Genomic DNA, 24,698 nt, shown 5'->3' on the forward strand with positions numbered 1-24,698 from the left:
TCCGGGTGGAACGACCGGGGAAAGGCTGCACCGACATGACCGGGCCCTCCGGGACTGGTCCTGCCAGGTTGGCACGCGCGTACGGCTGATCGGCAGCCCCCGTCGGGCTGTTCGAGCTCCCGCCGGGCCGTACCGTCGCCGGTGCCGCGGGCCCTAACCGATGCCGAAGGCGCCCTCCGGCGGCTCCGGCGACGGTACGGCGTCCTCGTCGCGCACGGGCTCGGCGGCGCCGACGAGCACGCGCAGCGCCGCACCGTGCACGACGCGGGCCGGGAAGGCGTCGGCGGCCGTGCGGCGGGCCAGCGCCGCGGTGTCGAGCGGCCGGTGGGCGGCGAGGAGCACGGCGTTGCCGAAGCGCCGGCCGCGCAGCACGCCCGGCTCGGCGACCAGCGCGAGCTCGGCGAAGACCGTGGCCAGCGTGGCGAGCTGGGAGCGCAGGAAGGCGAAGGGCGCGGCGTCCGCGAGGTTGGCGAGATAGACCCCGTCGCCCCGCAGGACGCGGGCGGCGGCGCGCGTGTACGCGACCGTCGTCAGGTGCGCGGGGACGCGGGAGCCGCCGAACACGTCCGCGACCAGGATGTCGGCGGAGCCGGCCGGTGCCGCCTCGAGCCAGGCGCGGGCGTCCGCGCCGTGCAGCGTGATCCGCTCCCCGGCCGGCAGGGGCAGGTGTTCGGTGACCAGTTCCAGCAGGCCGCGGTCGGCCTCGACGACGTCCTGGCGGGAGCCGGGCCGGGTGGCGGCGACGTACCGGGGCAGGGTGAGCGCGCCACCGCCGAGGTGAGCCACGTCGAGCGGCCGCCCGGGCGCGGCCACCGTGTCCAGCGCGTGCCCGAGCCGCCGCGCGTACTCGAACTCCAGGTGGGCCGGCTCGTCGAGGTCGACGTACGACTGCGGCGCCCCGTCGACCGTCAGCAGCCAGGCCCGCTCCCGGTCGACGTCCGGCATGAGCTTGGCGGTCCCGTGGTCGGTGACCCGGGTGACGGGTATGGGCTCGTTCACGGACCCATTGTGCCGCCGGGCCGCGCGGGGCCGGGTGCCCGCACACCTGCGGGCACCCGGCCCCGTGTTCAGCCGACCGAGGTCACCGTCCCCGCGCCGACCGTGCGTCCGCCCTCGCGGATCGCGAAGCCGAGGCCGGGCTCCAGCGGGACCTCACGGCCGAGCGTGACCGTCATCGTGACGGTGTCGCCGGGCCGGGCGACCGCCGTCTCCCCGAGGTCGATGTCGCCGACCACGTCCGCGGTGCGGAGGTAGAACTGCGGCCGGTAGCCGGTCGACACCGGAGTAGTGCGGCCGCCCTCGCGCGCCGACAGCACGTACACCCGCGCCGTGAAGCGGCGGCCGGGCACGACGCTGCCGGGCGCGGCGACGACGTGCCCGCGCCGTACGGCGTCGCGCGGGACACCGCGCAGCAGCAGCGCCACGTTGTCGCCGGCCTGGGCCTCCGCCATCGGCTTCCCGAAGGTCTCCACCCCGGTGACCACGGACTCCAGCTCCGCGCCGAGCACCTCCACGCGGTCGCCCACGCGGACGGTGCCCCGCTCGACGGCGCCGGTGACGACCGTGCCGCGGCCGGTGATGGTGAGGACGTTCTCCACCGGCAGCAGGAACGGCGCGTCCAGGTACCGCTCCGGCACGGGCACGTACGTGTCCACCGCGTCGAGCAGCGCCTCGATCGACGCCGTCCAGCGCGGGTCGCCCGCGAGGGCCTTCAGCCCGGAGACCCGGACGACGGGGACGGAGTCGCCCCCGTAGCCGTGCGCGGTGAGCAGTTCGCGGACCTCCAGCTCGACCAGGTCGGTCAGCTCCTCGTCCCCCGCGTCCGCCTTGTTGAGGGCGACGACGATGTGGTCGACGCCCACCTGGCGGGCGAGCAGCACGTGTTCGGCGGTCTGCGGCATGATCCCGTCGAGCGCGGAGACGACGAGGATCGCCCCGTCGAGCTGCGCCGCGCCGGTGACCATGTTCTTGACGTAGTCGGCGTGGCCCGGCATGTCGACGTGCGCGTAGTGCCGGGTGCCGGTCTCGTACTCGACGTGCGCGATGTTGATGGTGATGCCACGCGCGGCCTCCTCCGGCGCCTTGTCGATGCGGTCGAAGGGGACGTAACGGGTGCTGTCGCCGGAGCCGCGCTCGGCGAGCACCTTGGTGATGGCGGCGGTCAGGGTGGTCTTGCCGTGGTCGACGTGACCCATGGTGCCGATGTTGAGATGGGGTTTCGTGCGGACGTAAGCCGTCTTGGACATGGCGCTGCCTCGAAGTGTTCGGCTGTGCTCAAGTGACGGTTCCGGCGCGGAGAAGCGGCCGGAACGGGGACCCCGAGGTGTTTCCGACCCTCCCCCTGCGGGGTCCGCCGGACGATCCGGGGAGGGTCAGCTTCGGGCGCCGTCTGCCGCTGCGGCGGCCGTGCCGATGACGACGAGAAGGGCAGCCTTCGGCGCATCCGCGACTGTCGCGGATGCGGCGCTGAGGAAGGCGTGCCGGAACATGACGCCGATCATCTCCGACGCGTCCGCCCGCGTCGAACGATTTTCGTGACGGGTGTGACCACGGGGATCCACGGCCGCCAAAGCGGCTCCGGGGCGTCTTTTGACGAGAGATGCTTCACACGGCGACGCACGGCCTGGACGGCGCGGGGGGGCGGGAGGGGCGCGGGAGGGGCGCGGATGAAGCGCGCGCTTCTCCCTGAGCCGCTTGGCGCGCGCTCACCGCCCGCGCGGCCGACCGCTTCCGAGCCGGTCCGTCCGTGGCGCGCGGCGCGGCTGTCCGCGTCCCGTCTCGCCAGGTCAGCGCGGGGAGGGACGGAGAAGTCGCCGTGTTCCACGAAGGCGCGTACGGGTCCCCGGGGCGGCCGCCGAGGTGTACGGAGAGCCGATCCGTGTCAGCGCGATGCCGGCCGGAGACGGCGTTCCGGTGCCCCGGCCGGGTAACCCGGCGTTCCCCGGCCCGTGGCGGTCGTGAGACGTTCCATACGGCGCTCACACATATCGGTCGGTTACTGTCGCCGGATGCTCGATGCCACCACCCGCTCTGGGGGCACCGCCACGGCCGTTCCCCCGGCCACCGCCACGGAGCTCGCCGCCCCCGCGGCCGCCTCTTCCCCGTCCCTGTCCGTTCCGCCCGTCTCCCCGACGGGCCCCGCCGCACGCTGCGTCCGCGTGCTGCTCTCCCCATGGGCGCGTTTCTCGCTGCTCCTGGCGCTCCTCGCGGGCGCCGCGTCGGCCGTCCTGCTGTTCGAACCACAACAGATCCTGACCGGCGGCTGGCCACCGCAGCTCGGGGGCGCCGCCGCCGCGCTCGTGTACGCCGTCGCGTACGGGCTGTGCACGGTGGCGTTCGTGCCGCGGCCGCTGCTCAACCTGGCGGCCGGCGCCCTGTTCGGCTCCGAGTTCGGCCTGGCGGCCGCGCTGGGCGGCACGGTGCTCGGGGCCGGGATCGCCTTCGGCCTCGGCCGGCTGCTCGGACAGGACGCGCTGCGGCCACTGCTGCGCGGCCGCGTGCTGCAGGCGGTCGACGGACAGCTCAGCCGGCACGGCTTCCGCTCGATGCTGGCGGCCCGGCTGTTCCCCGGCGTGCCGTTCGCGGCGTCGAACTACTGCGCCTCCGTCTCCCGCATGGGCTGGCTGCCGTTCCTGCTCGCCACGGGGCTCGGCTCGATCCCGAACACCGCGGCGTACGTGGTGGCCGGCGCCCGCGCCTCGACGCCGACCTCGCCCGCGTTCCTGATCGCCATGGCGTGCATCGCCGTACCGGCCCTGATCGGCGCGGTGGTGGCCTGGCGCAAGCGCCACCACCTGCGGCCCACGGGCCGGTGACCGCCTCACCGGCGGTCCGTCACGTCCCCCGGTAGACGTCCAGCCGTCCGCACATCCCGAACTTCCCGTACTGCGCGGGCTGTTCGACCCGTACGACGGCGTCCGCCAGATGGGAGACGTCACCGTCCTCCAGCCGGTCGAGCTGGTCACCGGTGGCCGCCGCGGCCGCGCGGGCGCCGCGCTCCCAGCGCTCCCGCCACTCCGCGAGCCGGGGCCGCACCAGCGCGGCCGCGGCCCGGTGGAAGGCCGCCAGCGGCTCCGGACCGTCGGCGTCGCGCAGCGCCCGGTAGCCCTCCAGCGCGAGGTCGCGCCGCGCACGGGCGGCCCGCTCCCGCTCCTCCTCCGGGGCGTCCGCCGGGACGGTGGTCGCGGCGGCGTACGTCTCCGGGTCGGTGAGGTACTCGGGCGGCAGGGTGAGCACGGCGTCGCCCGCCTCCGGCAGCCCGTTGTTCTGCATCAGCACCGTGATCCGCAGGTCGTCCTCGTTGACCAGCCGGTGGATGGTGCCCGGCGTGAACCAGGCGACCGTGCCGGGCACGAGCGGCGTCACCTCGTACCCGGAGGCGGTCAGCGTCTGCACCGCGCCGCGCCCACCGGTGACGACGTACGCCTCCGAGCAGGTCAGGTGCAGATGGGGGCTGCCCCCGCACACACCGTCGGCCGCCGGCCAGTCGTACACGGACAGGTGCGACAGCGCGACCGCGCCGGGCAGCCCGGCGAAGCCGGTCGCCACCGCGCCGGCCCCGGCCCCCGTCACCACGGGTGCTCCTCCAGGTACTTGGCGATCTCGTCCCGCTCCCAGGCCCCGTCGGCCACCACCACCCGGTACCGGCGGGTCAGCGTGTCACCGGGCGCGAGCTCCAGCTCGTCGTGGAAGGCCCAGGACGGCGCGACGGCGGCGAAGGGCTCGTTGCGCACGAACCAGTGGGCGGGGTGGGTGCCCCGGGCCCCGTCGTGGTCGTTCTCGGGGGCGTGCGCGAAGACCAGAGTGGCGTGGCCGTCGGTGACGTCGTGCTCGCCCGAGTAGGCCAGCCAGGGCGACTGGCTCCCCATCAGCCCGGGCCCCTCCGCGTCGGGCCCGATGACCCGGCCGTCCCGGAAGGCCCTGGGGCCGCGCCAGAACAGGCCCGTGTAGCCCGCGTTCGAGCGCCCGGCGGTGGTCGGGCTGCCGAAGAGCAGTGGTTCGTCGCGCCGGTTGGTGATGGCGCTGGTCCAGGTCAGCGCCCAGGACCCGGCCGCCGGGTCGACGTCGTGCACCTCGATGCGGCGCTCCTCGTCGGCCCACAGCTCACCGGTGTACGGGTGCCAGGTGAGCCGCTCGGCGATGACGGCACGGTCGCCGCCCGCGGACACCTCGTCGAAGCCGACGTGCGCCATCGATCCCACGCGCTCGGGAAGAGGGAGGTAGCCCTCCCCGTGCACATAGCTGTTGCCGCCCCACAGGTTCTGCCCGGACAGGTGCGAGGCGGTGAGCTGGAGGCCCTTGTGCCAGCGGTGGTCGTTGGGGCGGTAGTCGGTGACGACGTCGCCCTTGAGGGTGCGGACCGGGTGCAGGTACGGCTTCGGCGCCTCCCAGGCCGCCTCGGGCCGGTAGACGTAGGCGAACAGCTCGACACCGGTGGTGGGTTCGGTGACCGTGACCCGGTCGCCGTGGGCGTGGACGATGCGCAGGCCGTCGTGGATGGTCATGCGGGGATCTCCTCGCTGCTCTCGGCGCCCGCGGTCGCGGGTGCCCAGCCGGGGGCGCCGCCGTGCAGGGCGGTGTAGTACGGGTCGCCGGGGCCGATCTCCCCGGCCCGTACGGTGGTGTCGGTGAACGCCGACTTGTAGATCGCGGTGATCAGCTCCAGGCTGGTGCGCCCGTCGGCGCCGCTGGATCGCGGCCGCGTCCCGGCGCGCATGCTGGCCACCAGGTCCCGCAGCTGCGCCAGGTGCGAGCTCGGCACGTCCGCGCCGAAGTCCCGCCAGGCAGCCGCGTCCTCGTCCGGCACGTCCCGGGCGGGGGTGATGCGCCAGTTGTCGTTGCTGTGGCCGTACAGGTGCGTGAGCTCGACGGTGGCGCGCTCACAGTCGATGCGTATGCGGCTGACTTCGTCGGGGCTGAGGACGCTGTTGACGACCGTCGCCATGGCGCCGTTCCCGAAGCGCACCAGGGCGGTCGAGACGTCCTCGGTCTCCACGTCGTGCACCAGCCGCCCCGCCATGGCCCGCACCTCGCTCCACGGACCGAGCAGATCGAGCAGCAGGTCCATCTGGTGGATGCCGTGGCCCATGGCGGGCCCGCCGCCCTCCGTCTCCCAGCGGCCGCGCCAGGGCACGGCGTAGTAGGCGGCGTCGCGGTACCAGGTGGTCTGGCAGTGCGCCACCAGGGGGCGCCCCATGGCCCGCTCGGCGATCAGCCGCCGCACGTGCCGGGAACCCGAGCCGAAACGGTGCTGGAAGACGATCGAGGCGTACGGGCCCCCGTCGGCGCCCTCCTCCGCCTCCACGGCGTCGAAGTCCGCGAGCGTGGGGACCGGCGGCTTCTCGCACCACACCCAGGCACCGGCCCGCAGCGCGGCCACGGTCTGCTCACGGTGCAGGGTCGGCGGGGTGCAGACGGCGACGAGGTCGGGCCGCGCCTCCGCGAGCATCTCGTCCAGATCGGTGTAGGCGTGCGGGATGCCCGCCTCGGCGCAGAACGCCTCGACCGCGCCGGCGTCGATGTCGACCGCGGCGACGACCTCCGTCTCGCCCTCCCCGGCGAGCGCGGTGAGCGCGGGCAGGTGGCAGCCGCGGGCGATGCCGCCGGTGCCGACGATCGCGGCGCGGATGCGGCGGCCGTCGAGCGGGGGCGGCACGGGACGGTCCGGGACCGGGTCGGCGAGGGGCGTGCGGCTCTGGTTCGTACGGCTGGCGTCCGTACGGCTCTGTGGGGTGTCGGGACCGGAAGCGTCACTGGATGTCGGCATGTACGTGATCAGCTCTCCATCGGTCGTGCGGGCGGAGGCGGGGACGTGGACGGCGGCTCCGTCACACCGGCGATAGCAAGCGCTTTCCCCGCCGCTGCAACGTATGCCGGGCCGGAACGGGCGGTCAACACCCCGGACGGCGCCCCGGACGATCTCCGTCCCCTCGGGTCGCGTACGGGCCCGTACGCGGCCCGAGGCCTCACTGGAGCCCGCCAGCCCAGGTGCCGAGCCCTTCACCCGGAGGCGCTACGCTGCCCCTTGCACCCGTGATCAGCGCCCCACCGCGAGCACGCGTGTCCGTCGACCCTCTTCGAGCAGCGCTTGGACCACGTACTCCATGTCTTGGTTTGAATCCCTCATCCTCGGACTCGTCCAGGGACTGACGGAGTTCCTCCCCATCTCCTCCAGCGCCCACCTGCGGCTGACCGCGGCGTTCTCCGGCTGGGAGGATCCCGGCGCGGCCTTCACCGCGATCACGCAGATCGGCACGGAGATCGCGGTGCTGATCTACTTCCGCAAGGACATCGGGCGGATACTCGCCGCGTGGTCCCGGTCGCTGACGAACAAGGAGATGCGGCAGGACCACGACGCGCGGATGGGCTGGCTCGTCATCGTCGGCTCCATCCCGATCGGCGTGCTCGGCGTGACGCTCAAGGACCAGATCGAGGGGCCGTTCCGCGACCTGCGCCTGACCGCGACGATGCTCATCGTCATGGGCATCGTCCTCGGCGTCGCGGACCGGCTGGCGGCACGCGACGAGACGGGCGGCCGGCACCGGGCGATCAAGGAACGCAAGACGCTGAACGAGCTGAACGTCAAGGACGGCCTGCTCTTCGGTGTCGCCCAGGCCATGGCCCTCGTCCCGGGCGTCTCCCGTTCCGGCGCCACCATCAGCGGCGGCCTCCTCATGGGGTACAACCGTGAGGCCGCGGCCCGCTACTCGTTCCTCCTCGCCATCCCGGCGGTGCTCGCCTCCGGCGGCTTCACGCTCAAGGACGCGGTCGAGGAGGGCGGCGTCTCGTGGGGGCCGACCGTTCTCGCCACGATCGTCTCCTTCGTGGTGGGTTATGCGGTCATCGCCTGGTTCATGAAGTTCATCACCACCAAGAGCTTCATGCCCTTCGTCTGGTACCGCGTCGTCCTCGGCATCGTCATCATCGCGCTGGTCGGCATGGGCGTGCTGGACCCGAACGCGGGGGACTCGGCGCACTGACGGAGGCCGTGGACCGGCGGATTCCTCTAGCCGCCGGGTAGCGGAAATCAGCGGAGAATCCCGTCCATTCGCGGCCTCTCCCCATGGTCATCTCCCAGTCGCCTCCCACTCTCCCACTCCCCTGCGGCACTGCTACTGCTCCTGGGCCGGTGAAGTCGCGGACAAGCCGATGCATGAGGGCCTCTTTCTCCCAACTGTCACTGCTGTCACCATGGCTGGCGTCGGGGCGAGCCCGAACAGGTGTAGCCCGAAGCGTTTCGAAGGGGAACAGATGCGCATCAAACGACAGCGAGCTGTGACAAGACTCGCGACAGCAATCGGGGCGGGAGTGCTGGCGACCGCTGGCATGACGGTTCCTGCCGTCGCCGCGGACTCCGGACCGGCCGCCGCCCCGCACAGCCAGAGCGTGGGCATTCAGAGCGGCTACGTGGAAACCTGGATCAACGGGAACGTCAGGTTCGGACCGTCTACGACCTACGGGATCAACTACACCGTGGCCGCGGGATTCCGTTCATACGGCCTTTGCTGGCAGCAGGGCGGCTGGGTCAACGCCAACGGCGTTGCCCACGACAAGTGGGTCAAGCTCGACGACAACGCGTGGATCTGGGGCGGCCTGCTCAAGGGCGACGAGACCGGCGGCGTCCACAACCACTGCTGACCTGGTTGACTCGCCGGTGGTTCCGGTGCCGGGAGAGGGCCCCCACAGGAAGAAGCAGGGGGCCCTCGTGCGCACACCAGACGACCGAACCGGCCGCTGAGCGCCCCGCCGACCACCTTGGAACCTGCGGGGCCTCGCCGCGCCCGGGGCCGCAGGATCGGATCATGTCCACCGATGCCTCCGACCGCGGCCGCGTGCGTCCCGCTGCCCTCGTGGACGAGGAGATCCGGGGCCTGCCCGCGCGCACCCGGCGGCGGCTTGCGTCATCTAGGGGACGAAGGACTGCTGTGCAGTTCAGGGCAATGATCGGCGGTGCAGGCAAGTAAGGCGTGTCAGCGTTTGATGCGTCCGCGGACGGCGAGGATGCCGAGGGCGAGGAGAGCGGGTTCGAGGAAGCGGGAAGTCATCTTGATGTAGGTGCCGGGCGTGGTGAGGTTCTGTCCGCTGGAGCGGAAGACGACCGAGTTGATGGCGACGCGGGTGGCTTTCTCCGCGCGGGCCCACGTCATGCGCTGGTTCCAGCCGCCGTGCAGGGCAGGTTCGGGCGTGCTGGTGTGGAGACTGATCTTGCTGTTGGTCAGGGTGCCGGTGGTCGCGGGATCGGGGTCGTGGGCGGGCAGTCCGAAGCCCATGAGCAGGACGTCGTCGTCGCCCAGGCCCGCGTGGTTGGCGCGGCCGTAGCCGATGAGGTGGACGCGGCCGTCCTTGGTGATGACGCCTTGGGGAAGGGGGCCGGGCAGGCCGGGACGGCCGTCGTGGCAGAGGCGGACGGTGCGGTCGCTGCCGGAGGTCACGGTGTGGTGGATCATCACGCCGTGCATCGGGCCCCAGGGACCCGCCTCGTTGCGGTTGCGCTGCTTCCAGCCGCCGACCTCGACGACGGTGACGCCCTCGTTCCGCAGGGCTGTCAGTCGTTCCGCAGGGCCGTCAGGGAGGTGCCCGCGGGCATGGGCGGTGCCATGGTCAGGCTCCCGTCGAGTGGATGGCGAGCTTGAACTCGGCGAGGAGCAGGCGGCGCGGTGCGCTGTCGTTGTGGGAGACGCGCACCGCGAGCGGCACCCCGGGGTGCACGAAGATCTCGTGGTGCTTGGTGAAGCACTGCATGCCCGGGCTCGGCGGCCGGTGGTCGGTGGCCGTGGTGTTCACCGGGTCGCCGGTCAGCCCCAGCGGGTCGCGGACGAACTGGTCCCGCAGCTCGGTGTAGTCGCCCGCCTCCCACTGGATCATCGCGGTCAGCGAGCCCCAGCCGTCCGCGGCCGGCCAGATCAGCCCCGCCCGGTCGTCGGTGCGCCAGTTGGTGACCTGGTAGCCGTCGGGCTGGGCGACCTGGTGCATGCCGTGCGCGTCGTAGGACTCGCCGGCCCCGAAGGGGAAGCGCACGACCTGGTAGCCGCCCTGAGGTATGACCTGCGGCTCGTCGAGGATCAGTGAGCAGACGTGAACAGACATCGGCGTACCTTTCGGTCAGGCGGCCTGGTAGTGGCCGTGAAGGCGGAGGGCGAATCCAGATGCCCACGCGGTGGATCCGGTTGATGATCCTCCGAATGAGGTGGCGGCGTCGATGAGTCCGCCGGAGTCGCCGGTGATGTTGTTGTAGGCGCCGCCGATCAGATCGACCTCGAAGACGCTGACGGTGGTGAGGCGGGCGCGGACGGGGAAGCGTTCGCTGCCCGAGGCGCCCTGGATCTCTCCCGAGCCTGCGATGAGCCGCGTCTCGGCGGCGGTCACGGGGGCGGAGAACCGCCAGTTGTCGAAGGTACCGCGCATGCTGCGGCAGCCCACGATTCCGGCGGCGGCGAGGTCGGATTCGGTGGCCTCCGGCTGCCAGCCCACCGGGTCCGTGCCGCTCGCCGTCCACGCGCGCGCCTTCAGCGCGGTCCCGTCGCCTTGGAAGCGCAGCCGGTAGAAGGTGTGCGCGGTGTGCGTCAGCGTGGTCGTGTACGTCCCGAGCCGCGTTTCCACTCCGGCAACACGCTTACGGAGCGTCAGCGTCATGACCTGCGCGGTGGAGATCGCCAGCCGGGCCATGTACAGGTCGTTGCCGTCCGCGGCCCGCCCGACCACGGAGACGTACTGCGGGCCGCCGGTCGCGAGCGCGCCGGTGGCGACGTCCGCCTGCACCTCGAAGTCCGCGGTCGATGCCGCGAGCGTCGACAGGCGCGCCACGTCGGCACTGGTCAGCGTGTGCGTCCCCGCGGTGCCCGTGACGTCGTGGTCGCTGCCGGCGCCCCCGGCGTTGGTCCACGCCCCGCCGATGCCGGCGCTGCCCCAGCCGTCCGTCACCGACCGGGTGAACGCATCCGACGCCCACGAGGAGAGGCCGATGACCCGCATCACCTCACCCCCGGTACGGACGTCGAGAGGGAACTCCTCCGGGCTGCCGCCCGCCGGGCGGATCATCACGTGGGTGGCCCACAGGACATCCGTCGACGGCGGGAAGTCAGGGACGGCCGGTGCCGCGTTCGCCGGCGTCGCGCCCACCGGGGCCGTGGCCGTCACCTCGAAATAGGTCCACTCGTTCTTGACCACCGCGTCGTCATCGCTCGATGAAGTTCATCACCACCAAGGGCTTCATGCCCTTCGTCCGGTACCGCGTCGTCCTCGGCATCGTCACCATCGCGCTGGTCGGCATGGGCGTGCTGGACCCGAACGCGGGGGACTCGGCGCACTGACGGGACCGCCCGGCACACAACGCCATTCCCACCACGCCCACTTGACGCCGGGCCACGGATCTCCCGGCCGTGACCAATCGCATACCGCGCACGTAGCCGTCCGGTGGCGCACTGTCAGCCACGGTGCATAGTCTGTTGGCATGCCCGCAAAAACCGCACCCTCTGGTCCCGCGCGGTCCGCTGCCGCGGTGAACGAGCAGATACGAGCCCTGTGGACCCGCACGGGCGGCTCCCTGTCCGACCGGGAGCGGGCCGAGTACGAGACGCTGGTCGTCGAGTGGGCCATGGCGGCGCGCGGAGAGGTCATCGAAGCGGCCTGAGCCCGCGCTCCGCCGGCCCGGGCCCGGCCCGCCCGGACTCTCCCCGTGGCCGTGGTCCGTGGGAAGCCGCCCGGCCCCACGAACCGTACGGCGCCGGTGACCGGCCCCCCTGAAGGACCGGTCACCGCCGGTCGTCCGCCTGCCGCAGGTGGGCCGTCAGTCCGTCGTCCACCGGGTACGGGCGCTCCACGGGCAGCAGCCGTGCCGCGTGGTCGAGTTCGCGCCGTCCCACCAGGCCGTGGATCTCCCGCGCCAGCGGTGTCACGTCCTCGATGCCCACGATCCACTCGTCCGCGTACCGCGCCGCCGCCTCCCCGGACAGGCCCAGCTGCAGGGAGCGGTACGGCAGCGGGTTCAGCCGCAGATCGCGCTCGGGGTCCCACTGCACCCGCACGGGCGACCGCCGCAGCGCCTGCCTCCACGCCCGCTCGTCGCCGTGCAGCGCGGGGACGTGGTGCGACAGGCAGGAGTTCCGCAGCGCCCAGTGGAAACCCTCACGGGTGATCTCGACGGCCAGGACGGTCTCCTGGTTCTCCTTCAGGCCCCAGCCGCAGCGGTACATCATCCACAGGAAGGACGGCTTGATCCAGGTCATGCGGTCCCGCTTCCACGCCGGCGGGAACCGGCCGGTGCGGGCCGCCGCCCGGCCGATCCGCGGGGCGTACGCCTGGTAGACGGTGACCGTGGACCCGGTGTAGCGGGCACGTATTCGGAACGGGGGTTCCTGCGGGATCGGCTGATCGTTCACGGGGGACAGGATGGGCCGGTCGCGGCGCCCGCGGCCAGCGAATATCCCGGCGGCGGGCCCGGCGGGCCGGCCGCGCCGGACGCGGAAGGAGCCCCGGCCGCCGGTCGCCCACTGTCGTAGATCGTCCCCGGCACGCACACTGGAGGCACGTACGACCGGGGAGGGAGGCCCTGTATGCGGACGCCCGACCGGTGGCTCGCCTCCCGATGGCGACGCGGCTGCCTCGCCGTCCTGGCCGGCGCGCTGCCCATGTTCGCGTTCCCGGCCCCCTCGCTGTGGTGGCTCGCGTACGTCGCCCTGGTCCCGTGGATCCTGCTGGTCCGTTCCGCTCCCACGGACCGGCGCGCCGCGTACGACGGCTGGCTGGGCGGCACCGGGTTCATGCTGGGGGTGCACCACTGGCTGCTGCCGAACCTGCACGTGTTCACGTTCGTCATGGCCGCGCTGCTCGGTGCGCTGTGGGCGCCCTGGGGCCTGCTGGTGCGCCGCTTCCTGGCGGGCGCGCCGTCGGGCGCGCGGGTCGCGGCCGCGCTCGTCGTCGTGCCGTCGGGCTGGCTGGCGGCGGAACTCGTCCGGTCCTGGGAGGCGTTGGGCGGGCCCTGGGGGCTGCTGGGGTCCAGCCAGTGGCAGGTGGGTCCGGCGCTGCGGCTCGCCTCGGTCGGCGGGGTGTGGCTGCTGAGCCTTCTCGTGGTGGCCGTCAATGTCGCCGTCGCCGTGCTGGTCGCGGTGGACCGGGCCCGGGTGCCCGCCGTCGCCGGTCTGGCCGCGGTGGCCGCCGCCGGCTCCGCGGCCTGGGTGTGGGCGCCGCGCCCCGTGGTGGACGGCCACGCGCGCGTGGCCGTCGTCCAGCCCGGCTACGCCGACGCCGCGGGCAGCCCCGGCAGACGGTTCGCCCGCGAGGAGGCGCTCACCCGCCGGCTCGCCGGACAGGACGTCGACCTGGTCGTGTGGGGCGAGAGCAGCGTCGGCTTCGACCTCGCCGACCGCCCCGACCTCGCGGACCGGATCGCCGCCCTGTCCCGCACGACCGGGGCGGACGTCCTGGTGAACGTCGACGCCCGCCGTTCCGACCGGCCCGGCATCTACAAGAGCTCGCAGCTCGTGGGGCCCGACGGCCCGACCGGCGACCGCTACGACAAGATGCGGCTGGTCCCCTTCGGCGAGTACGTCCCGGCCCGGTCCGTCCTCGGCTGGGCCACCTCGGTCGGCGAGGCGGCCGGGGAGGACCGCAGGCGCGGCACCCGGCAGGTCGTGATGGACGTCCCCGCCGGGCTGCGGGACGGGAGCGGGTTGCGGATCGGGCCGATGGTGTGTTTCGAGTCCGCGTTCCCGGACCTGGGCCGCCGTCTCGCGAGGGACGGGGCCCGAGTGCTGATCGCCCAGTCGGCGACCTCGACGTTCCAGCGGAGCTGGGCCCCGGCACAGCATGCCTCGCTGGCGGCGCTGCGGGCCGCCGAGACCGGCCGTCCGATGGTGCACGCGACCCTGACGGGCGTCTCGGCGGTGTACGGTCCGGGCGGCGGGCGCGTCGGCCCCCGGCTCGGTACGGACGCCAGTACCGGCGCCGTGTACGAGGTGCCGCTGGCGACCGGCGTCACCCCGTACGTCCGTCTCGGCGACTGGGCGGTGTGCGCGGCGCTGCTGGTCCTGGTCGTGGCGGGCGCCGCCGACACCGTACGGGCCGTACGGCTCAGGCGGAGGGGTCGGACGGGTCGGACGGGTCGCCGAGGACGGCCCGCACCACCCGCTCGCACAACTCGTGAGTCGCCAGCGCGTCCCGCGCGCTGAGCGCCCTGCCCTCCCGCACGGCGTCGAGGAAGGCGAGCACGGCCCCTTCGATGCCGCGCTGCCGGGCCACCGGCACCCAGTCGCCGCGCCGTCGTGTCGTCGGCTGCCCCTTGTGGTCGACGACCTCGGAGAGGTTGACGACCTGGCGCTTGGTGTCCTGCCCGGACACCTCGAGGATCTCCTCGTTGGAGCCGCTGAGCCGGTTCATCACGCCGAGCGCCGTGAAACCGTCCCCCGCAAGCTGCAGCACGACGTGGTGCAGCAGGCCGTCCGCGGTGCGGGCGCGCACGGTCACGTCGTCGACCGTGCCCGGCACCAGGAAGCGCAGCGTGTCGACGATGTGGATGAAGTCGTCGAGGATCGACGTGCGCGGCGCCTCGGGCAGGCCGACCCGGTTCTTCTGCATCAGGATCAGCTCGCGCGGATGCTGCGCGCACTGCACGTACGCGGGCGCGTGACGCCGGTTGAAGCCCACGGCGAGCGGGACGCCACGCTCCTCGGCCAGCCGTACCAGCCGCTCGGAGTCGGCGAGTTCGTAGGCGAGCGGCTTGTCGACGTACGTCGGGACGCCCGCCTCCAGGAGCCGGGTGACGATCTCCGGGTGCGCGGTGGTGGGGGCGTGCACGAAGGCCGCGTCCAGGTCCTGGGCCAGCAGCGCGTCGAGGTCGGCGTGCCGTTGCGCCCCGGGGAGGTGCAGGCTGTCGGCGACCTCCGTGAGCGTCGCGGGCGTGCGCGTCTGCACGTGCAGTTCTACGCCCGGCTGTGTGCCGAGCACCGGCAGGTACGCCTTGCGCGCGATGTCCCCGAGCCCTATGCAGCCGACCTTCACAGCGTCCCCGTCCTATGGCGTCCGTGCCGTCCTTGCCTCGCCGGAAGCATACGTCCGGCGCGGCGGGCGCCAGTCGGCGATCCCGTCGAGGGCGCGCAGGAAGAGCGCCGGTCCGACGTGGGAGAGCGCGGTGATCGCCGCGTCACGGACGGCCGTGCCGGCCGGGTGGGACATCATGTTCAGCCGGGCGGCCCGGACCGCCTTGCGGGTGATCGCCGTCGTACGGGGCTGCCGTGCCGCCGAGTACGCGGCGAGGCCCTCGACGACGGCGGTGCCCGTGCCCGGACGGGGCCGCGGCAGGGACAGGGCGAGCACGATCGCGTCCTCGATGGCCTGGTTGCCGCCCTGGCCCAGGGTCGGCGGCATGGCGTGGGCGGCGTCCCCGAGCAGTGCGGTCCGGCCGCGGTGGTGGGCGGGCAGCGGCTGGGCGAGGTGATGGACGTCGTGGCGCAGCACGTCCTCGGGGCGGGTCGCGGCGAGGACGGCCGGGACGGGATCGTGCCAGTCGCCGAACCGGCGCACGAGCTCCGCCCGTTCGTCGTCCGGCGCGTGCTCCCCCTCGGGCGTCACGGCGGCGGCGTACGCGTACGTCCTGCCGTCCTTCAGCGGATGTGTGCCCCAGATGCGGCCCCTCCCCCAGGTCTCGTGCGAGGCGAGGGTCGCCGGGGTCAGCCCCGGCACCGGGACGACGATCCGCCAGGTGGTGAAGCCCGAGTAGACGGGGCCGGGGTGGCCCGGGAAGAGCGCGCCGCGTGCGGCCGAGCGGATGCCGTCGGCCGCGACGACCAGGTCCGCCTCGAGTTCCCCGTCGGGGGTGGTGACGCGGGCGGGCCGGCCGGGACCGCCGCGGTCGGCCAGGGTCGCGGGGGCGGCCAGGCGTACGGTTCCGCCGGGCAGCCGGGAGGCGAGGCGTTCGATCAGCGTGGCCCGGTGCAGCAGGACGAGCGGTCCGCCGAAGCGCTCGGCCGCGGCGGCCGTGCCGGCACGGGAGAGCCAGCGGCCGCTCGGTGCCCGCAGACCTCCCTGGCTCCCGGCCGCACCCGGCCCGGCGGGAGCGTCTCCGTCCGGCCAGGCGGCGAGGGCGCGGAATGCGTCGCCGAGGCCGATCACATCGAGGGCGCGCAGCGCGTTGGGCGCGAGGGAGATGGCGGAGCCCACGGGGTCGAGGGAACCGGCCCGCTCCAGGACGGTGACGCGCCAGCCGTCGCGGTGCAGGGCCGCCGCCGCGGTGAGACCGCCGATCCCACCGCCGATGACGACGGCGTGCGCGGTCCTGCCCGGTGCCGTGTCGTTGCCCGCCATGACTTCTCCTGTCGTCGTGCCGTCGCGCCTCCGACTGCGGCCGCAATCTCCACTACAGCCGTAGTTCCCACCCGGCGGACCGTACTACAGATGTAGTGATACGGGAAGGCGGCACGGAAAGGCGCGGGTAGGTTGGTTCCATGTCCGTACGCTCCACCGGCGCCTCCCGCACCGACCTCATCGGCGACGCCGCCATCCAACTGCTCGCCGAGCGCGGGATGCGGGGCCTCACCCATCGCGCCGTGGACGAGGCGGCCGGGCTCCCGCAGGGGTCCACCTCCAATCGCGCCCGCACCCGGCAGGCGCTGCTGGAGATCGCCGTACGGCGCCTGGCCGAGCGGGAGGCGCGGGTCCTCGTACCCGCCGCGATGCCGGCGCCCGGCGGTGGGCTCGACGCGCTCGTGGACGTCCTCGCCGCGACCCTGCACGACTATCTGACCGGCCACCGCACGCTGCTGGTCGCACGGTGCGAACTCGCCCTGGAGGCCACGCGCCGGCCGGAACTGCGGGAGGTCTTCGACACGGCCGGCCGGCGGTTCCGGGACCTGGTGACCGCCCTGGTGACCGCCGCCGGTTCGACGGATCCCGCCCGGCACATGCTGTCGCTGGTGGCGTGGTGCGACGGGATGATGTTCTCCTGCGTGGCCGGTTCGTTCCATGCGACCGTGCCCGAACCGCGTGATCTGCGACGGAGCTTCCGCGAGCTGCTCGGCGGGATGCTGCACGGCTGATCCGCGAAATGGGGGTGAGGAGATCCCGCCCGCTCGGACAGGATGTCCTCCATGACCATCGAACGCACCGTTCCCCCCGTCACCGCCGACGAGCGGACCATGCTCGAGGGGTGGCTGGACTTCCACCGTCAGACGCTCGCCCTGAAGTGCGCGGGCCTGGACGACGCCCAGCTCAGGACCGCTTCCGCGGCGCCCTCCGACCTCTCGTTGATGGGACTGGTACGGCACATGGCGGAGGTGGAGCGGAGCTGGTTCCGCCGCGTGCTGGCGGCCGAGGACGCCGGGCCGATCTACTACAGCGACGAGGACCCGGACGGCGAGTTCCACCCCGGCGAGGCGGACACCTGGGAGGAAACCCACGCCACCTGGCAGGCCGAGATCGCCGTCGCCCGCGGCAACGCGGCACGCTTCGGCCTGGACGACATGAGCGACGGCCGCCACCGGCGCACCGGCGAGGCCATCAGCCTGCGCTGGATCTACACCCACATGATCGAGGAGTACGCGCGCCACAACGGCCACGCGGACCTGATCAGGGAGCGCATCGACGGGGCCACCGGGGACTGAGCGGAAGTTGACGCGGGCGGCAGCACGCCTCCCGCGGGCGGCCGCGGGGATCACCCGTGCGGGGCATCATCCGCCCCGCCCTCTCCTCAAATCGGTGCGGACACAGCAGAGTTGCGCGGGTGCATCGTACGACCACCACAGCAACGTTCCTGGTCACCGTGGCCGTCTCGGCCCTTGCCGGCTGCGTCGGCGAGCAGCACCCGCCCCCGCCCGCCGGATCGGCCGGGCCGTCCCTGTCCTCCGTACCGCCGTCCGTGCCGCGCCCGGCGGGTTCCGCCGAGCCGCGCCTCGTGCGAGCCCCGGTGCGGGAGGCGCTGGAGGCCCTGGAGGCCCCGGAGCTGATCGAGCCCCTGCGGGCCTCCGGGCCGGCTCCCGCTCCGGCTCCCCCGGCCGCCGCCCCGGCTCCCGTATCACCCGTATCGCCGAAAGCCGTACCAGCGCCGAAAGCCGTACCAGCGCCGGAACCCGGGCCGCCCGGTCCCCGGGCGACCGGCTCCGCACCGCGCCCCCGGCCCGCCGATGTCTGCGCCGTCGGTGCGGACCACGGCGGCTGGGCGGAGGACGGTCCTCAGACGGTCGCCTGCGCACTGCTCAGCGGAGAGTCCGTGGGGCGGGCGCGGGGCAGGAGCTAGTCGCTCGGGCCCCCTCCGTCCAGCTGTCCTTCCAGACGGGTCAGCGCCGAGCGGATGCCGTCCCCGTAGTCGTCGTCCGCCAGCGCGCCGACCGTCTCCCGTGCCAGGCGGAGATGTGCGCGGGCGGTGTCGGCCCGGCCGAGCCTCATGTGGTCCGCCGCGAGGTTCAGGTGCAGCGAGGGGTAGAAGGCACGCGCCTGGAGCGAGTGGTGGTGCTCCGCGATCCGTCCGTCGGTCAGCTCCTCGGCCGCCGACAACGCCCGCAGGTCCCAGGCGAGTTCGTCGGCGGGGTCGTCCTGGGTGTCCGCCATGTGGTGGGCCAGCATGCAGCGGTGCAACGGGTCGCCGTCCTCGCCGATCTCGGCCCACAGGTCCAGGAAGCGGCTTCTGGCCTCCTCCCGGTCGCCGCCCCGGTGCAGCATGATCACCTGGCCGATCCGCGTCATCACGGCGTCCGGCGCCGCCGTGCCCTGGTGCTCCGCCACCCTCGTCCTCCTCGCTCGCTGTCGTCTCCCCGCGACGCTAGCCGCAGGCACCGACGACGACGGTCAGGCCGCTCCGAGCGCCCACTGGGCCAGGCCGGTGACACCCCGGTTCGGCGGCGCGCCGGGGCACCGCCGGACGGGCGGGAGGTACGCGGTCGACGTACGTGGCCGGACGTACGCGAACGGGTCAGCCCAGGTTCGGGATCGTCCAGTCGATCGGCGCGTGCCCCTGCGCGGCCACGGCCTCGTTGATCTGCGTGAACGGACGGGAGCCGAAGAACTTCTTGGCGGACAGCGGCGAGGGGTGCGCGCCCTTCACCACCACGTGCCGCTCCTGGTCGATCAGCGGGAGCTTCTTCTGCGCGTAGTTGCCCCACAGCACGAAGACCGCCGGGTCGGGCCGGTCCGCCACCGCGCGGATCACCGCGTCGGTGAACCTCTCCCAGCCCTTGCCCTTGTGCGAGTTGGCCTCGCCGGCACGCACCGTGAGCACCGCGTTGAGCAGCAGCACGCCCTGCTCGGCCCACGGCATCAGGTAGCCGTTGTCGGGTATCGGCGTGCCCAGCTCCTCGTGCATCTCCTTGTAGATGTTGCGCAGGGAGGGCGGCACCTTCACCCCGGGCCGCACCGAGAAGCACAGACCGTGCCCCTGGCCCTCGCCGTGGTACGGGTCCTGGCCGAGGACGAGCACCTTCACGCGGTCGTACGGCGTGGCGTCCAGCGCGGCGAAGACCTCCTCGCGGGGCGGGTAGACGGGACCCCTGGCGCGCTCCTCCTCCACGAACTCGGTGAGCTCCTTGAAGTAGGGCTGCTGCAGCTCCTCGCCCAGGACGCCGCGCCAGGACTCGGGCAGCATGGCGATGTCGGTCACGTCAACTTCCTCCGATACGTGCGTCGCTCACGGCCACGCGGGGCGCGGCCGCGGACGGCCGCGTGGAACATGGCCGCCGTCACACCACTGAACCTACAGGCGGCCACTGACAGCCGGAGCCGTACCGCGGAGGAACGGGGAACGGGGGGAACGGGGGGAACGGGGGGAACGGGGGGAACGGGGGAACCTACCAGCCGGTCTTCCGGAACAGCTCCCACACGACCATGATCGTCGACGGGTCCAGGGCCCGGTCGCCGCCCCCGATCTCCTGGCTCGCGGCCACGTACTGCTTCCCCTGCCACAGCGGCAGCAGCCGGGCGTCGGCGGCGAGGATCCGCTGGGCCCTCTCGAACTGCCCGGCCACCTCACCGCGGTCGGTCTCCCGGCGCGACGCGGGCAGCAGCTCGGAGGTGATCTCGGGCACCGGGTACGGCGTACCGAGGGCGTTGCGCTCGCCCACGAAGGGGGCCACGAAGTTGTCGGCGTCGGGGAAGTCGGGGAACCAGCCGCGCCCGAACACCGGGTACGCGCCCTTCTGACAGCCGTTCACGAACGTCTTCCAGGGGCGGCCCTGCAGCGTGATCGCGAACAGACCGGAGGCCTCCAGCTGCCGTTCCAGCTCCTCGAACGCCGGCCCGGTCCGGGAGCCGTAGCGGTCGGTGGCGTACCAGAGGGTGAGCGGGACGGGCTCGGTGATGCCCGCGTCGGTGAGCATGCGCCGTGCCTTGGCGGGGCTGGGCTCCCCGAAGTCGTCGAAGTAGTCGGTCGTGTGGCCGGCCAGCCCCGTGGGGATCATGGAGTACAGCGGTTCGACGGTGTCCCGGTAGACCTTGTGGGCCAGGGCCGCGCGGTCGACGACCTGGGCGACCGCCTTGCGGACGGCGGCCCGTCCCGCCCACGGGTCCTCGGGGTTGAACACCAGGTAGCTGATCTCGGTGCCGGCGTGCTCGATGAGCCGGAGGCCCTTCTCCTCGTGGCTGCTTCGCAGGTCCACGACGTCCGGGGCGCCGAGGCCGCGGTACGTGACGTCGATCTCCGCCGCCTCGAGGGCGTCCACCATGCCGGCGGAGTCCGGGAAATAGCGGATGGTCACCGCGTCGTTGCGGCGGTCCGCGAAGCCCTCGTAGGTGTCGTTGCCGACGAGTTCCGCCTGCCTGCCCTCGTCGTAGGCGCGCAGTTCGTAGGGCCCCGAGCCGGTGACGGCGCCGTCGTCGCGGAGCGCGTCCGCGGGGTAGTCGGCGGGGTCCACGAGGGACATGGCGGGGGTGGCGAGGACGAGAGGGAAGGTGGCGTCGGGCTCGTCGAGGTGGAAGACGATCTCGCGGTCGTCCTTCGCCCACACGCGCGCGAGGTTGCCCAGCAGCCCCGCGGGACCGCCGGCCGCGTCGATGTCCTTGATCCGGTCGATGGAGTGCTTGACCGCCCGCGCGTCCAGCGCGTGCCCGTTGGAGAACGTCAGGCCCTCGCGCAGCGTGCAGCTGTAGACGGTGCGGTGACTGCCCGTGAACGCACAGGACTCGGCGGCGTCGGGCTCGGGCCCGGCCGCTCCAGGGGGGTGGCTCAGCAGGGTCTGGTAGACGTTGCGGAACAGTTCCCAGGAGTTGTCCCAGGAGGCCGCCGGATCCAGGGTGCTGGGGGAACTGGTCGTCCCCACGACGATCGGTTCCCCGTCGTCGGAGGAGTCCGAGAAGAGGACACCGCATCCGGCGACCAGGAGTAACGAGGTGGTCGCCGCCAGCTGACGCAGCCATCTGTCCCGATAGAACACGCGTACGCTCCTCGATCGGCCGTACCACAAGGATCGGCAGACCTTACCGCAGCGTCTCCTCGGTTCAACTCCCTTTTCCGTACGGTCACTTGATCGTCTCGGGCGGCCACGCGTCGGCGGGTCCGCGCGGACGCCCGCCGACGCCGTCGGCCGGTGCCGTCAGCCGACTCCGGCGTTGAGGAAGATGCCGCCGTCCACGACGAGGGTCTGCCCGGTGATCCAGTCCGACTGGTCCGAGGTGAGGAACGCGGCGGCGCCTCCGACGTCGGAGGGCACACCGAGCCGTCCCAGCGGGTACGCGGCGGCCGCCTCCGCCTCCCGGCCCTCGTACAGGGCCTGCGCGAACCTGGTCTTCACCACGGCGGGCGCGATCGCGTTGACCCGTACCCGGGGTGCGAACTCGTGCGCGAGCTGCAGGGTCAGATTGATCATCGCGGCCTTGCTGATGCCGTACGCGCCGATGAAGGGCGAGGCGGACACACCCGCGAGGGAGGCGATGTTCACGATCGCCCCGCCGTTCTCCCGCTGCCACGCCTTCCAGGTGCGCTGGGCGAAGCCGAGCGCCGAGACGACATTGGTCTCGAACACCTTGCGCGCCACGTCCAGGTCGAGGTCGGCGATCGGACCGAAGACCGGGTTGGTGCCGGCGTTGTTGACCAGGAAGTCGATGCGTCCGAAGGTCTCCATGGCGCGGTCGACGGCGACGGCCTGGTGGGCCTCGTCGTGCGCCTTGCCCGCCACGCCGAGGGCCCGGTCGGCGCCGAGCCTCTCGACGGCCTCCTTCAGGGCGTCCTCGTTGCGGCCGGTGATGACCACGCGGTCACCGCGGGCGACGAACGCCTCGGCGACGCCGTAGCCGATGCCGCGGCTGGCCCCCGTGATCAGCGCGACCCTGCCCGACGGCTCGGCGAGCTCGGGAAGTTCCACAGCAGTCATGTCCCTTTCGTCTTCGCTCACGTTCCCTTACCGGACCTCAGTCGAGCGGTCCGCCGGCGACGTACAGCACCTGGCCGGAGACGAAGCCGGCGTCCTCACCGGTGAAGAAGGCGATGGCGTTCGCGATGTCGTCGGGCCGGCCGACGCGCTGCACCGGGATCTGGGTGGCGGCCGCGGCCTGGAAGTCGTCGAAGTCCATGCCGACCCGGGCGGCGGTGGCGGCGGTCATGTCCGTGACGACGAAGCCGGGCGCGACGGCGTTGGCGGTGACCCCGAACTTGCCGAGCTCGATGGCGAGGGTCTTGGTGAAGCCCTGCATACCGGCCTTCGCAGCGGAGTAGTTGACCTGGCCGCGGTTGCCGAGCGCGGAGGACGAGGACAGGTTCACGATGCGGCCGAACCCGGCCTCGACCATGTACGACTGGACGGCCCTGGTCATCAGGAAGGCTCCCCGCAGGTGCACGTTCATGACCGTGTCCCAGTCACCGGTGCTCATCTTGAAGAGGAGGTTGTCGCGCAGCACGCCCGCGTTGTTCACCAGGATGGTGGGGGCGCCCAGTTCCTCGGCGATCCGGGTGACGGCGGCCTCGACCTGCGCCTCGTCGGAGACGTCGCAGCCGACCGCGAGCGCGTGGCCGCCGGCGGCGGTGATCTTCTCCACGGTGTCCTTGCACGCGCTCTCGTCGAGGTCGATCACCGTGACGGCGCGGCCCTCCGCGGCCAGGCGTACGGCGGTCGCGGCGCCGATGCCGCGTGCGGCACCCGTGACCACGGCGACCCGCTGCTCAGTGGTGGACATTGCTGCCTCTCCTCGTCCTGGGAAAGCCTGTGGGCGGCTCCCGGTCATGGGAGCGGCCCCCGGTGGGCCCGCGGTCCGGCGATACGCCCTTCGGGTGAGCGACCGCTTAGTACCTTGTCCCGGACGTGACGCTAGAGACCGCGGCACCCGGTGTCAACGGCGCGTGGGCGACGAGTGATCGATCGGCAGCGGCGGGCGCGGTCACCCAGCGGGCCGGAGGACGGCGGGCGCGGCCCCTCACTTGACCAGGAGATCGAGCAGCCGCCGCGTCTCGGCGGCCGGGTCGGTGGTGAACCCGGTGTGCACCGGGCCGGGCTGGATCACGGTGGAACGGGGCGCGATCAGCCAACGGAAGCGCCGTCCGGCGTCGTCGCGCGCGGCCTGTCCCGCGGCCTCTCCCCCGGCGCAGATTCGCTCGACGGCGCCCAGCGCGGCCCGTACGCCGGCCACGTCGGCCCGGGGGTCCAGCGCGAGCAGCTTGGTCTCGTCGAGGTGGGTACGGGCGCCGACGAAGGACCTGGCGCGGCAGTACACGAGAACGCCCGCGTTGAAGCACTCGCCGCGCTCCACCCGGGGCACGACCCGCAGCAGCGCGTACTCGAAGACGTCCTGCTCCGTCGACCGGGTCGCCAGGGTGCGCTCGGTCATCCGCTCGGCCAGGTGCCCGGCCATCCGTTCGCTCAGGTGCTCGATCGGGTGCTCACTCATCGGGCCGCTCACTTGATCCCCTCGATGCGGTCGTGGACGACTGCGGCGCGGGTCAGCAGCGGCTCCGCGTACGCCCGCCGGAGCGCGTCCGCGGACTCGAACCCCGGCTCGTCCGCCAGCCACACCTCGGGGATCTCGGCGGTGACCTCGGCCAGCAGGTCCTCGGTGACCCGGGGCGCGAGTTCGGCGGCGGCGCTCGCGACATCCGGCGCGAAGGGCGCCAGGGCGTGGTCCGAGGCGTCGTAGGCGCGGTCGGCGAGGGCGCGAGCGCCGGACCAGTTGTGGTGCCAGATCATCGTGGCGCCGTGGTCGATGAGCCACAGATCGCCGTCCCGCACCAGGAGGTTGGGGTTGCGCCAGGACCGGTCGACGTTGTTCACCAGCGCGTCGAACCAGACGACGCGTCCCGCCTCCTCGGGACTCACCTCGAAGGCGAGCGGGTCGAACCCGAGCGCGCGGGACAGGAACCCCATCCCGAGGTTGGTGCCGCCGCTGCGCTTGAGCAGCTCCTGCACCTCCTGGTCGGGCTCACCGAGGCTCAGCACGGGGTCCAGGTCGAGGGTCACCAGGTCCGGCACCCGCAGCCCGAGCCGCCGGGCGAGTCCGCCGCAGACGACCTCCGCGACGAGCGTCTTGCGGCCCTGCCCTGCACCGGTGAACTTCATGACGTACGTGCCGCGGTCGTCGGCCTCGACGAGTCCCGGCAGCGAACCGCCCTCGCGCAAGGGTGTGACGAACCGGGTCGCGGTGAGTTCCTTGAGCACGCGCCCAGGTTACCGGCGTGCGGCCCGGAGCCCGTCGTGACTCCCGTGCGCACCTTCTCCGGCCCCTCGCGGCACATGCCACTTTCGATACCAGTAGGGTCGAAGTCCTCATCGTCCCCGGGGCTGAGCAGTGGACGGCCACGC

At 72.9% G+C, this 24,698-nt stretch carries 26 protein-coding genes and 1 pseudogene; 9 read left to right on the top strand and 18 right to left on the bottom strand.

What is annotated here, in order from left to right; genetic code table 11:
• Positions 1 to 153: 153 nt before the first annotated feature.
• Both IEZ04_RS27435 and tuf read right to left on the bottom strand, forming a co-directional pair.
• The gene (locus IEZ04_RS27435; RefSeq protein ID WP_189219655.1) at positions 154 to 999 is read right to left on the bottom strand and encodes a spermidine synthase; all 846 of its coding nucleotides are present in this window, start codon (positions 997 to 999) and stop codon (positions 154 to 156) included.
• Positions 1,000 to 1,067: 68 nt separating this feature from the next.
• Positions 1,068 to 2,246: an elongation factor Tu gene (tuf, locus tag IEZ04_RS27440; RefSeq protein ID WP_189219656.1), complete on the bottom strand. Its 1,179-nt coding sequence runs from the start codon at positions 2,244 to 2,246 to the stop codon at positions 1,068 to 1,070.
• Between the two features lie 762 nt (positions 2,247 to 3,008).
• On the opposite strand from tuf, the gene IEZ04_RS27445 reads away from it, so the two are divergent.
• Entirely contained in the window at positions 3,009 to 3,815 is an 807-nt protein-coding gene (locus tag IEZ04_RS27445; RefSeq protein WP_189219657.1) for a TVP38/TMEM64 family protein, read from the top strand.
• A 19-nt stretch (positions 3,816 to 3,834) separates the two neighbouring features.
• Here the strand turns inward: IEZ04_RS27445 and IEZ04_RS27450 are convergent, their stop codons facing one another.
• The 3 genes from IEZ04_RS27450 to IEZ04_RS27460 are packed head-to-tail and all read right to left on the bottom strand — an operon-like array spanning position 3,835 to position 6,766.
• Entirely contained in the window at positions 3,835 to 4,575 is a 741-nt protein-coding gene (locus tag IEZ04_RS27450) for a cupin domain-containing protein (protein WP_373296370.1), read from the bottom strand.
• Positions 4,569 to 5,504 (bottom strand): DUF6807 domain-containing protein, encoded by a 936-nt coding sequence (locus IEZ04_RS27455; RefSeq protein WP_189219658.1) that lies wholly within the window; start codon positions 5,502 to 5,504, stop codon positions 4,569 to 4,571. Before IEZ04_RS27455 ends, IEZ04_RS27450 begins: the two co-directional genes overlap by 7 nt.
• The gene (locus tag IEZ04_RS27460) at positions 5,501 to 6,766 is read right to left on the bottom strand and encodes a Gfo/Idh/MocA family protein (protein WP_189219659.1); all 1,266 of its coding nucleotides are present in this window, start codon (positions 6,764 to 6,766) and stop codon (positions 5,501 to 5,503) included. Before IEZ04_RS27460 ends, IEZ04_RS27455 begins: the two co-directional genes overlap by 4 nt.
• Positions 6,767 to 7,103: 337 nt before the next feature.
• Between IEZ04_RS27460 and IEZ04_RS27465 the strand changes: the two genes are divergently transcribed.
• Entirely contained in the window at positions 7,104 to 7,979 is an 876-nt protein-coding gene (locus IEZ04_RS27465; protein ID WP_189219660.1) for an undecaprenyl-diphosphate phosphatase, read from the top strand.
• A gap of 346 nt (positions 7,980 to 8,325) precedes the next feature.
• On the top strand, positions 8,326 to 8,637 hold the full coding sequence (locus IEZ04_RS27470; protein ID WP_189219661.1) for a hypothetical protein: 312 nt from the start codon (positions 8,326 to 8,328) through the stop codon (positions 8,635 to 8,637).
• Between the two features lie 332 nt (positions 8,638 to 8,969).
• Here the strand turns inward: IEZ04_RS27470 and IEZ04_RS35185 are convergent, their stop codons facing one another.
• The 3 genes from IEZ04_RS35185 to IEZ04_RS27485 all read right to left on the bottom strand — a co-directional run bounded on the left by IEZ04_RS35185 (position 8,970) and on the right by IEZ04_RS27485 (position 11,166).
• Positions 8,970 to 9,446, bottom strand: a complete 477-nt coding sequence (locus IEZ04_RS35185; protein WP_229821306.1) for an N-acetylmuramoyl-L-alanine amidase — start codon at positions 9,444 to 9,446, stop codon at positions 8,970 to 8,972.
• A 154-nt stretch (positions 9,447 to 9,600) separates the two neighbouring features.
• Complete coding sequence (locus IEZ04_RS27480) at positions 9,601 to 10,086, bottom strand: hypothetical protein (RefSeq protein WP_189219662.1); 486 nt, start codon at positions 10,084 to 10,086, stop codon at positions 9,601 to 9,603.
• A 15-nt stretch (positions 10,087 to 10,101) separates the two neighbouring features.
• On the bottom strand, positions 10,102 to 11,166 hold the full coding sequence (locus IEZ04_RS27485; protein WP_189219712.1) for a hypothetical protein: 1,065 nt from the start codon (positions 11,164 to 11,166) through the stop codon (positions 10,102 to 10,104).
• A 17-nt stretch (positions 11,167 to 11,183) separates the two neighbouring features.
• Between IEZ04_RS27485 and IEZ04_RS27490 the strand changes: the two are divergent.
• Together IEZ04_RS27490 and IEZ04_RS27495 are read left to right on the top strand one after the other, a co-directional pair.
• Positions 11,184 to 11,309, top strand: a pseudogene (locus IEZ04_RS27490) (undecaprenyl-diphosphatase); the annotation flags it as partial.
• Between the two features lie 140 nt (positions 11,310 to 11,449).
• Positions 11,450 to 11,629 carry a hypothetical protein gene (locus IEZ04_RS27495; RefSeq protein ID WP_189219663.1) on the top strand — a complete coding sequence of 60 codons (180 nt, stop codon included), beginning with the start codon at positions 11,450 to 11,452 and terminating at the stop codon, positions 11,627 to 11,629.
• A gap of 121 nt (positions 11,630 to 11,750) precedes the next feature.
• On the opposite strand, the gene IEZ04_RS27500 is transcribed toward IEZ04_RS27495, so the two are convergent.
• Complete coding sequence (locus tag IEZ04_RS27500; protein WP_189219664.1) at positions 11,751 to 12,377, bottom strand: DUF4291 domain-containing protein; 627 nt, start codon at positions 12,375 to 12,377, stop codon at positions 11,751 to 11,753.
• 174 nt (positions 12,378 to 12,551) lie between these two features.
• Between IEZ04_RS27500 and lnt the strand changes: the two genes are divergently transcribed.
• A complete protein-coding gene (lnt, locus tag IEZ04_RS27505; protein ID WP_189219665.1) occupies positions 12,552 to 14,165 on the top strand; it encodes an apolipoprotein N-acyltransferase in 1,614 nt (537 codons plus the stop codon).
• Here lnt and IEZ04_RS27510 read toward each other — a convergent pair.
• Positions 14,068 to 14,994: a Gfo/Idh/MocA family protein gene (locus IEZ04_RS27510; protein WP_189219666.1), complete on the bottom strand. Its 927-nt coding sequence runs from the start codon at positions 14,992 to 14,994 to the stop codon at positions 14,068 to 14,070. The two genes, lnt and IEZ04_RS27510, sit on opposite strands and share 98 nt — an antisense overlap.
• Positions 14,995 to 15,006: 12 nt before the next feature.
• The gene (locus IEZ04_RS27515; protein ID WP_189219667.1) at positions 15,007 to 16,296 is read right to left on the bottom strand and encodes an FAD-dependent monooxygenase; all 1,290 of its coding nucleotides are present in this window, start codon (positions 16,294 to 16,296) and stop codon (positions 15,007 to 15,009) included.
• 140 nt (positions 16,297 to 16,436) lie between these two features.
• Here IEZ04_RS27515 and IEZ04_RS27520 point away from each other — a divergent pair, with 140 nt between their 5' ends.
• From IEZ04_RS27520 to IEZ04_RS27530, 3 genes are all read left to right on the top strand, one after another.
• The gene (locus IEZ04_RS27520; protein WP_189219668.1) at positions 16,437 to 17,027 is read left to right on the top strand and encodes a TetR/AcrR family transcriptional regulator; all 591 of its coding nucleotides are present in this window, start codon (positions 16,437 to 16,439) and stop codon (positions 17,025 to 17,027) included.
• Positions 17,028 to 17,078: 51 nt separating this feature from the next.
• Entirely contained in the window at positions 17,079 to 17,591 is a 513-nt protein-coding gene (locus IEZ04_RS27525) for a DinB family protein (protein ID WP_189219669.1), read from the top strand.
• A 119-nt stretch (positions 17,592 to 17,710) separates the two neighbouring features.
• Complete coding sequence (locus IEZ04_RS27530; protein ID WP_189219670.1) at positions 17,711 to 18,223, top strand: hypothetical protein; 513 nt, start codon at positions 17,711 to 17,713, stop codon at positions 18,221 to 18,223.
• On the opposite strand, the gene IEZ04_RS27535 is transcribed toward IEZ04_RS27530, so the two are convergent.
• From IEZ04_RS27535 to IEZ04_RS27565, 7 genes are all read right to left on the bottom strand, one after another.
• Positions 18,220 to 18,708: a tetratricopeptide repeat protein gene (locus tag IEZ04_RS27535; protein ID WP_189219671.1), complete on the bottom strand. Its 489-nt coding sequence runs from the start codon at positions 18,706 to 18,708 to the stop codon at positions 18,220 to 18,222. The two genes, IEZ04_RS27530 and IEZ04_RS27535, sit on opposite strands and share 4 nt — an antisense overlap.
• A gap of 187 nt (positions 18,709 to 18,895) precedes the next feature.
• Positions 18,896 to 19,579 carry a uracil-DNA glycosylase gene (ung, locus tag IEZ04_RS27540; protein ID WP_189219672.1) on the bottom strand — a complete coding sequence of 228 codons (684 nt, stop codon included), beginning with the start codon at positions 19,577 to 19,579 and terminating at the stop codon, positions 18,896 to 18,898.
• Positions 19,580 to 19,766: 187 nt separating this feature from the next.
• Entirely contained in the window at positions 19,767 to 21,347 is a 1,581-nt protein-coding gene (locus IEZ04_RS27545; RefSeq protein ID WP_189219673.1) for an ABC transporter substrate-binding protein, read from the bottom strand.
• 159 nt (positions 21,348 to 21,506) lie between these two features.
• Positions 21,507 to 22,283, bottom strand: a complete 777-nt coding sequence (locus IEZ04_RS27550; protein WP_189219674.1) for an SDR family oxidoreductase — start codon at positions 22,281 to 22,283, stop codon at positions 21,507 to 21,509.
• A 37-nt stretch (positions 22,284 to 22,320) separates the two neighbouring features.
• Complete coding sequence (fabG, locus tag IEZ04_RS27555) at positions 22,321 to 23,082, bottom strand: 3-oxoacyl-ACP reductase FabG (protein ID WP_189219675.1); 762 nt, start codon at positions 23,080 to 23,082, stop codon at positions 22,321 to 22,323.
• A gap of 237 nt (positions 23,083 to 23,319) precedes the next feature.
• Entirely contained in the window at positions 23,320 to 23,730 is a 411-nt protein-coding gene (locus tag IEZ04_RS27560; RefSeq protein WP_189219709.1) for a DUF3037 domain-containing protein, read from the bottom strand.
• 68 nt (positions 23,731 to 23,798) lie between these two features.
• Positions 23,799 to 24,554 (bottom strand): HipA family kinase, encoded by a 756-nt coding sequence (locus tag IEZ04_RS27565; protein ID WP_189219676.1) that lies wholly within the window; start codon positions 24,552 to 24,554, stop codon positions 23,799 to 23,801.
• Between the last annotated feature and the right edge of the window lie 144 nt (positions 24,555 to 24,698).

Origin of the sequence: Streptomyces ruber (assembly GCF_014648075.1) — a bacterium.
Lineage (GTDB): Bacteria > Actinomycetota > Actinomycetes > Streptomycetales > Streptomycetaceae > Streptomyces > Streptomyces ruber.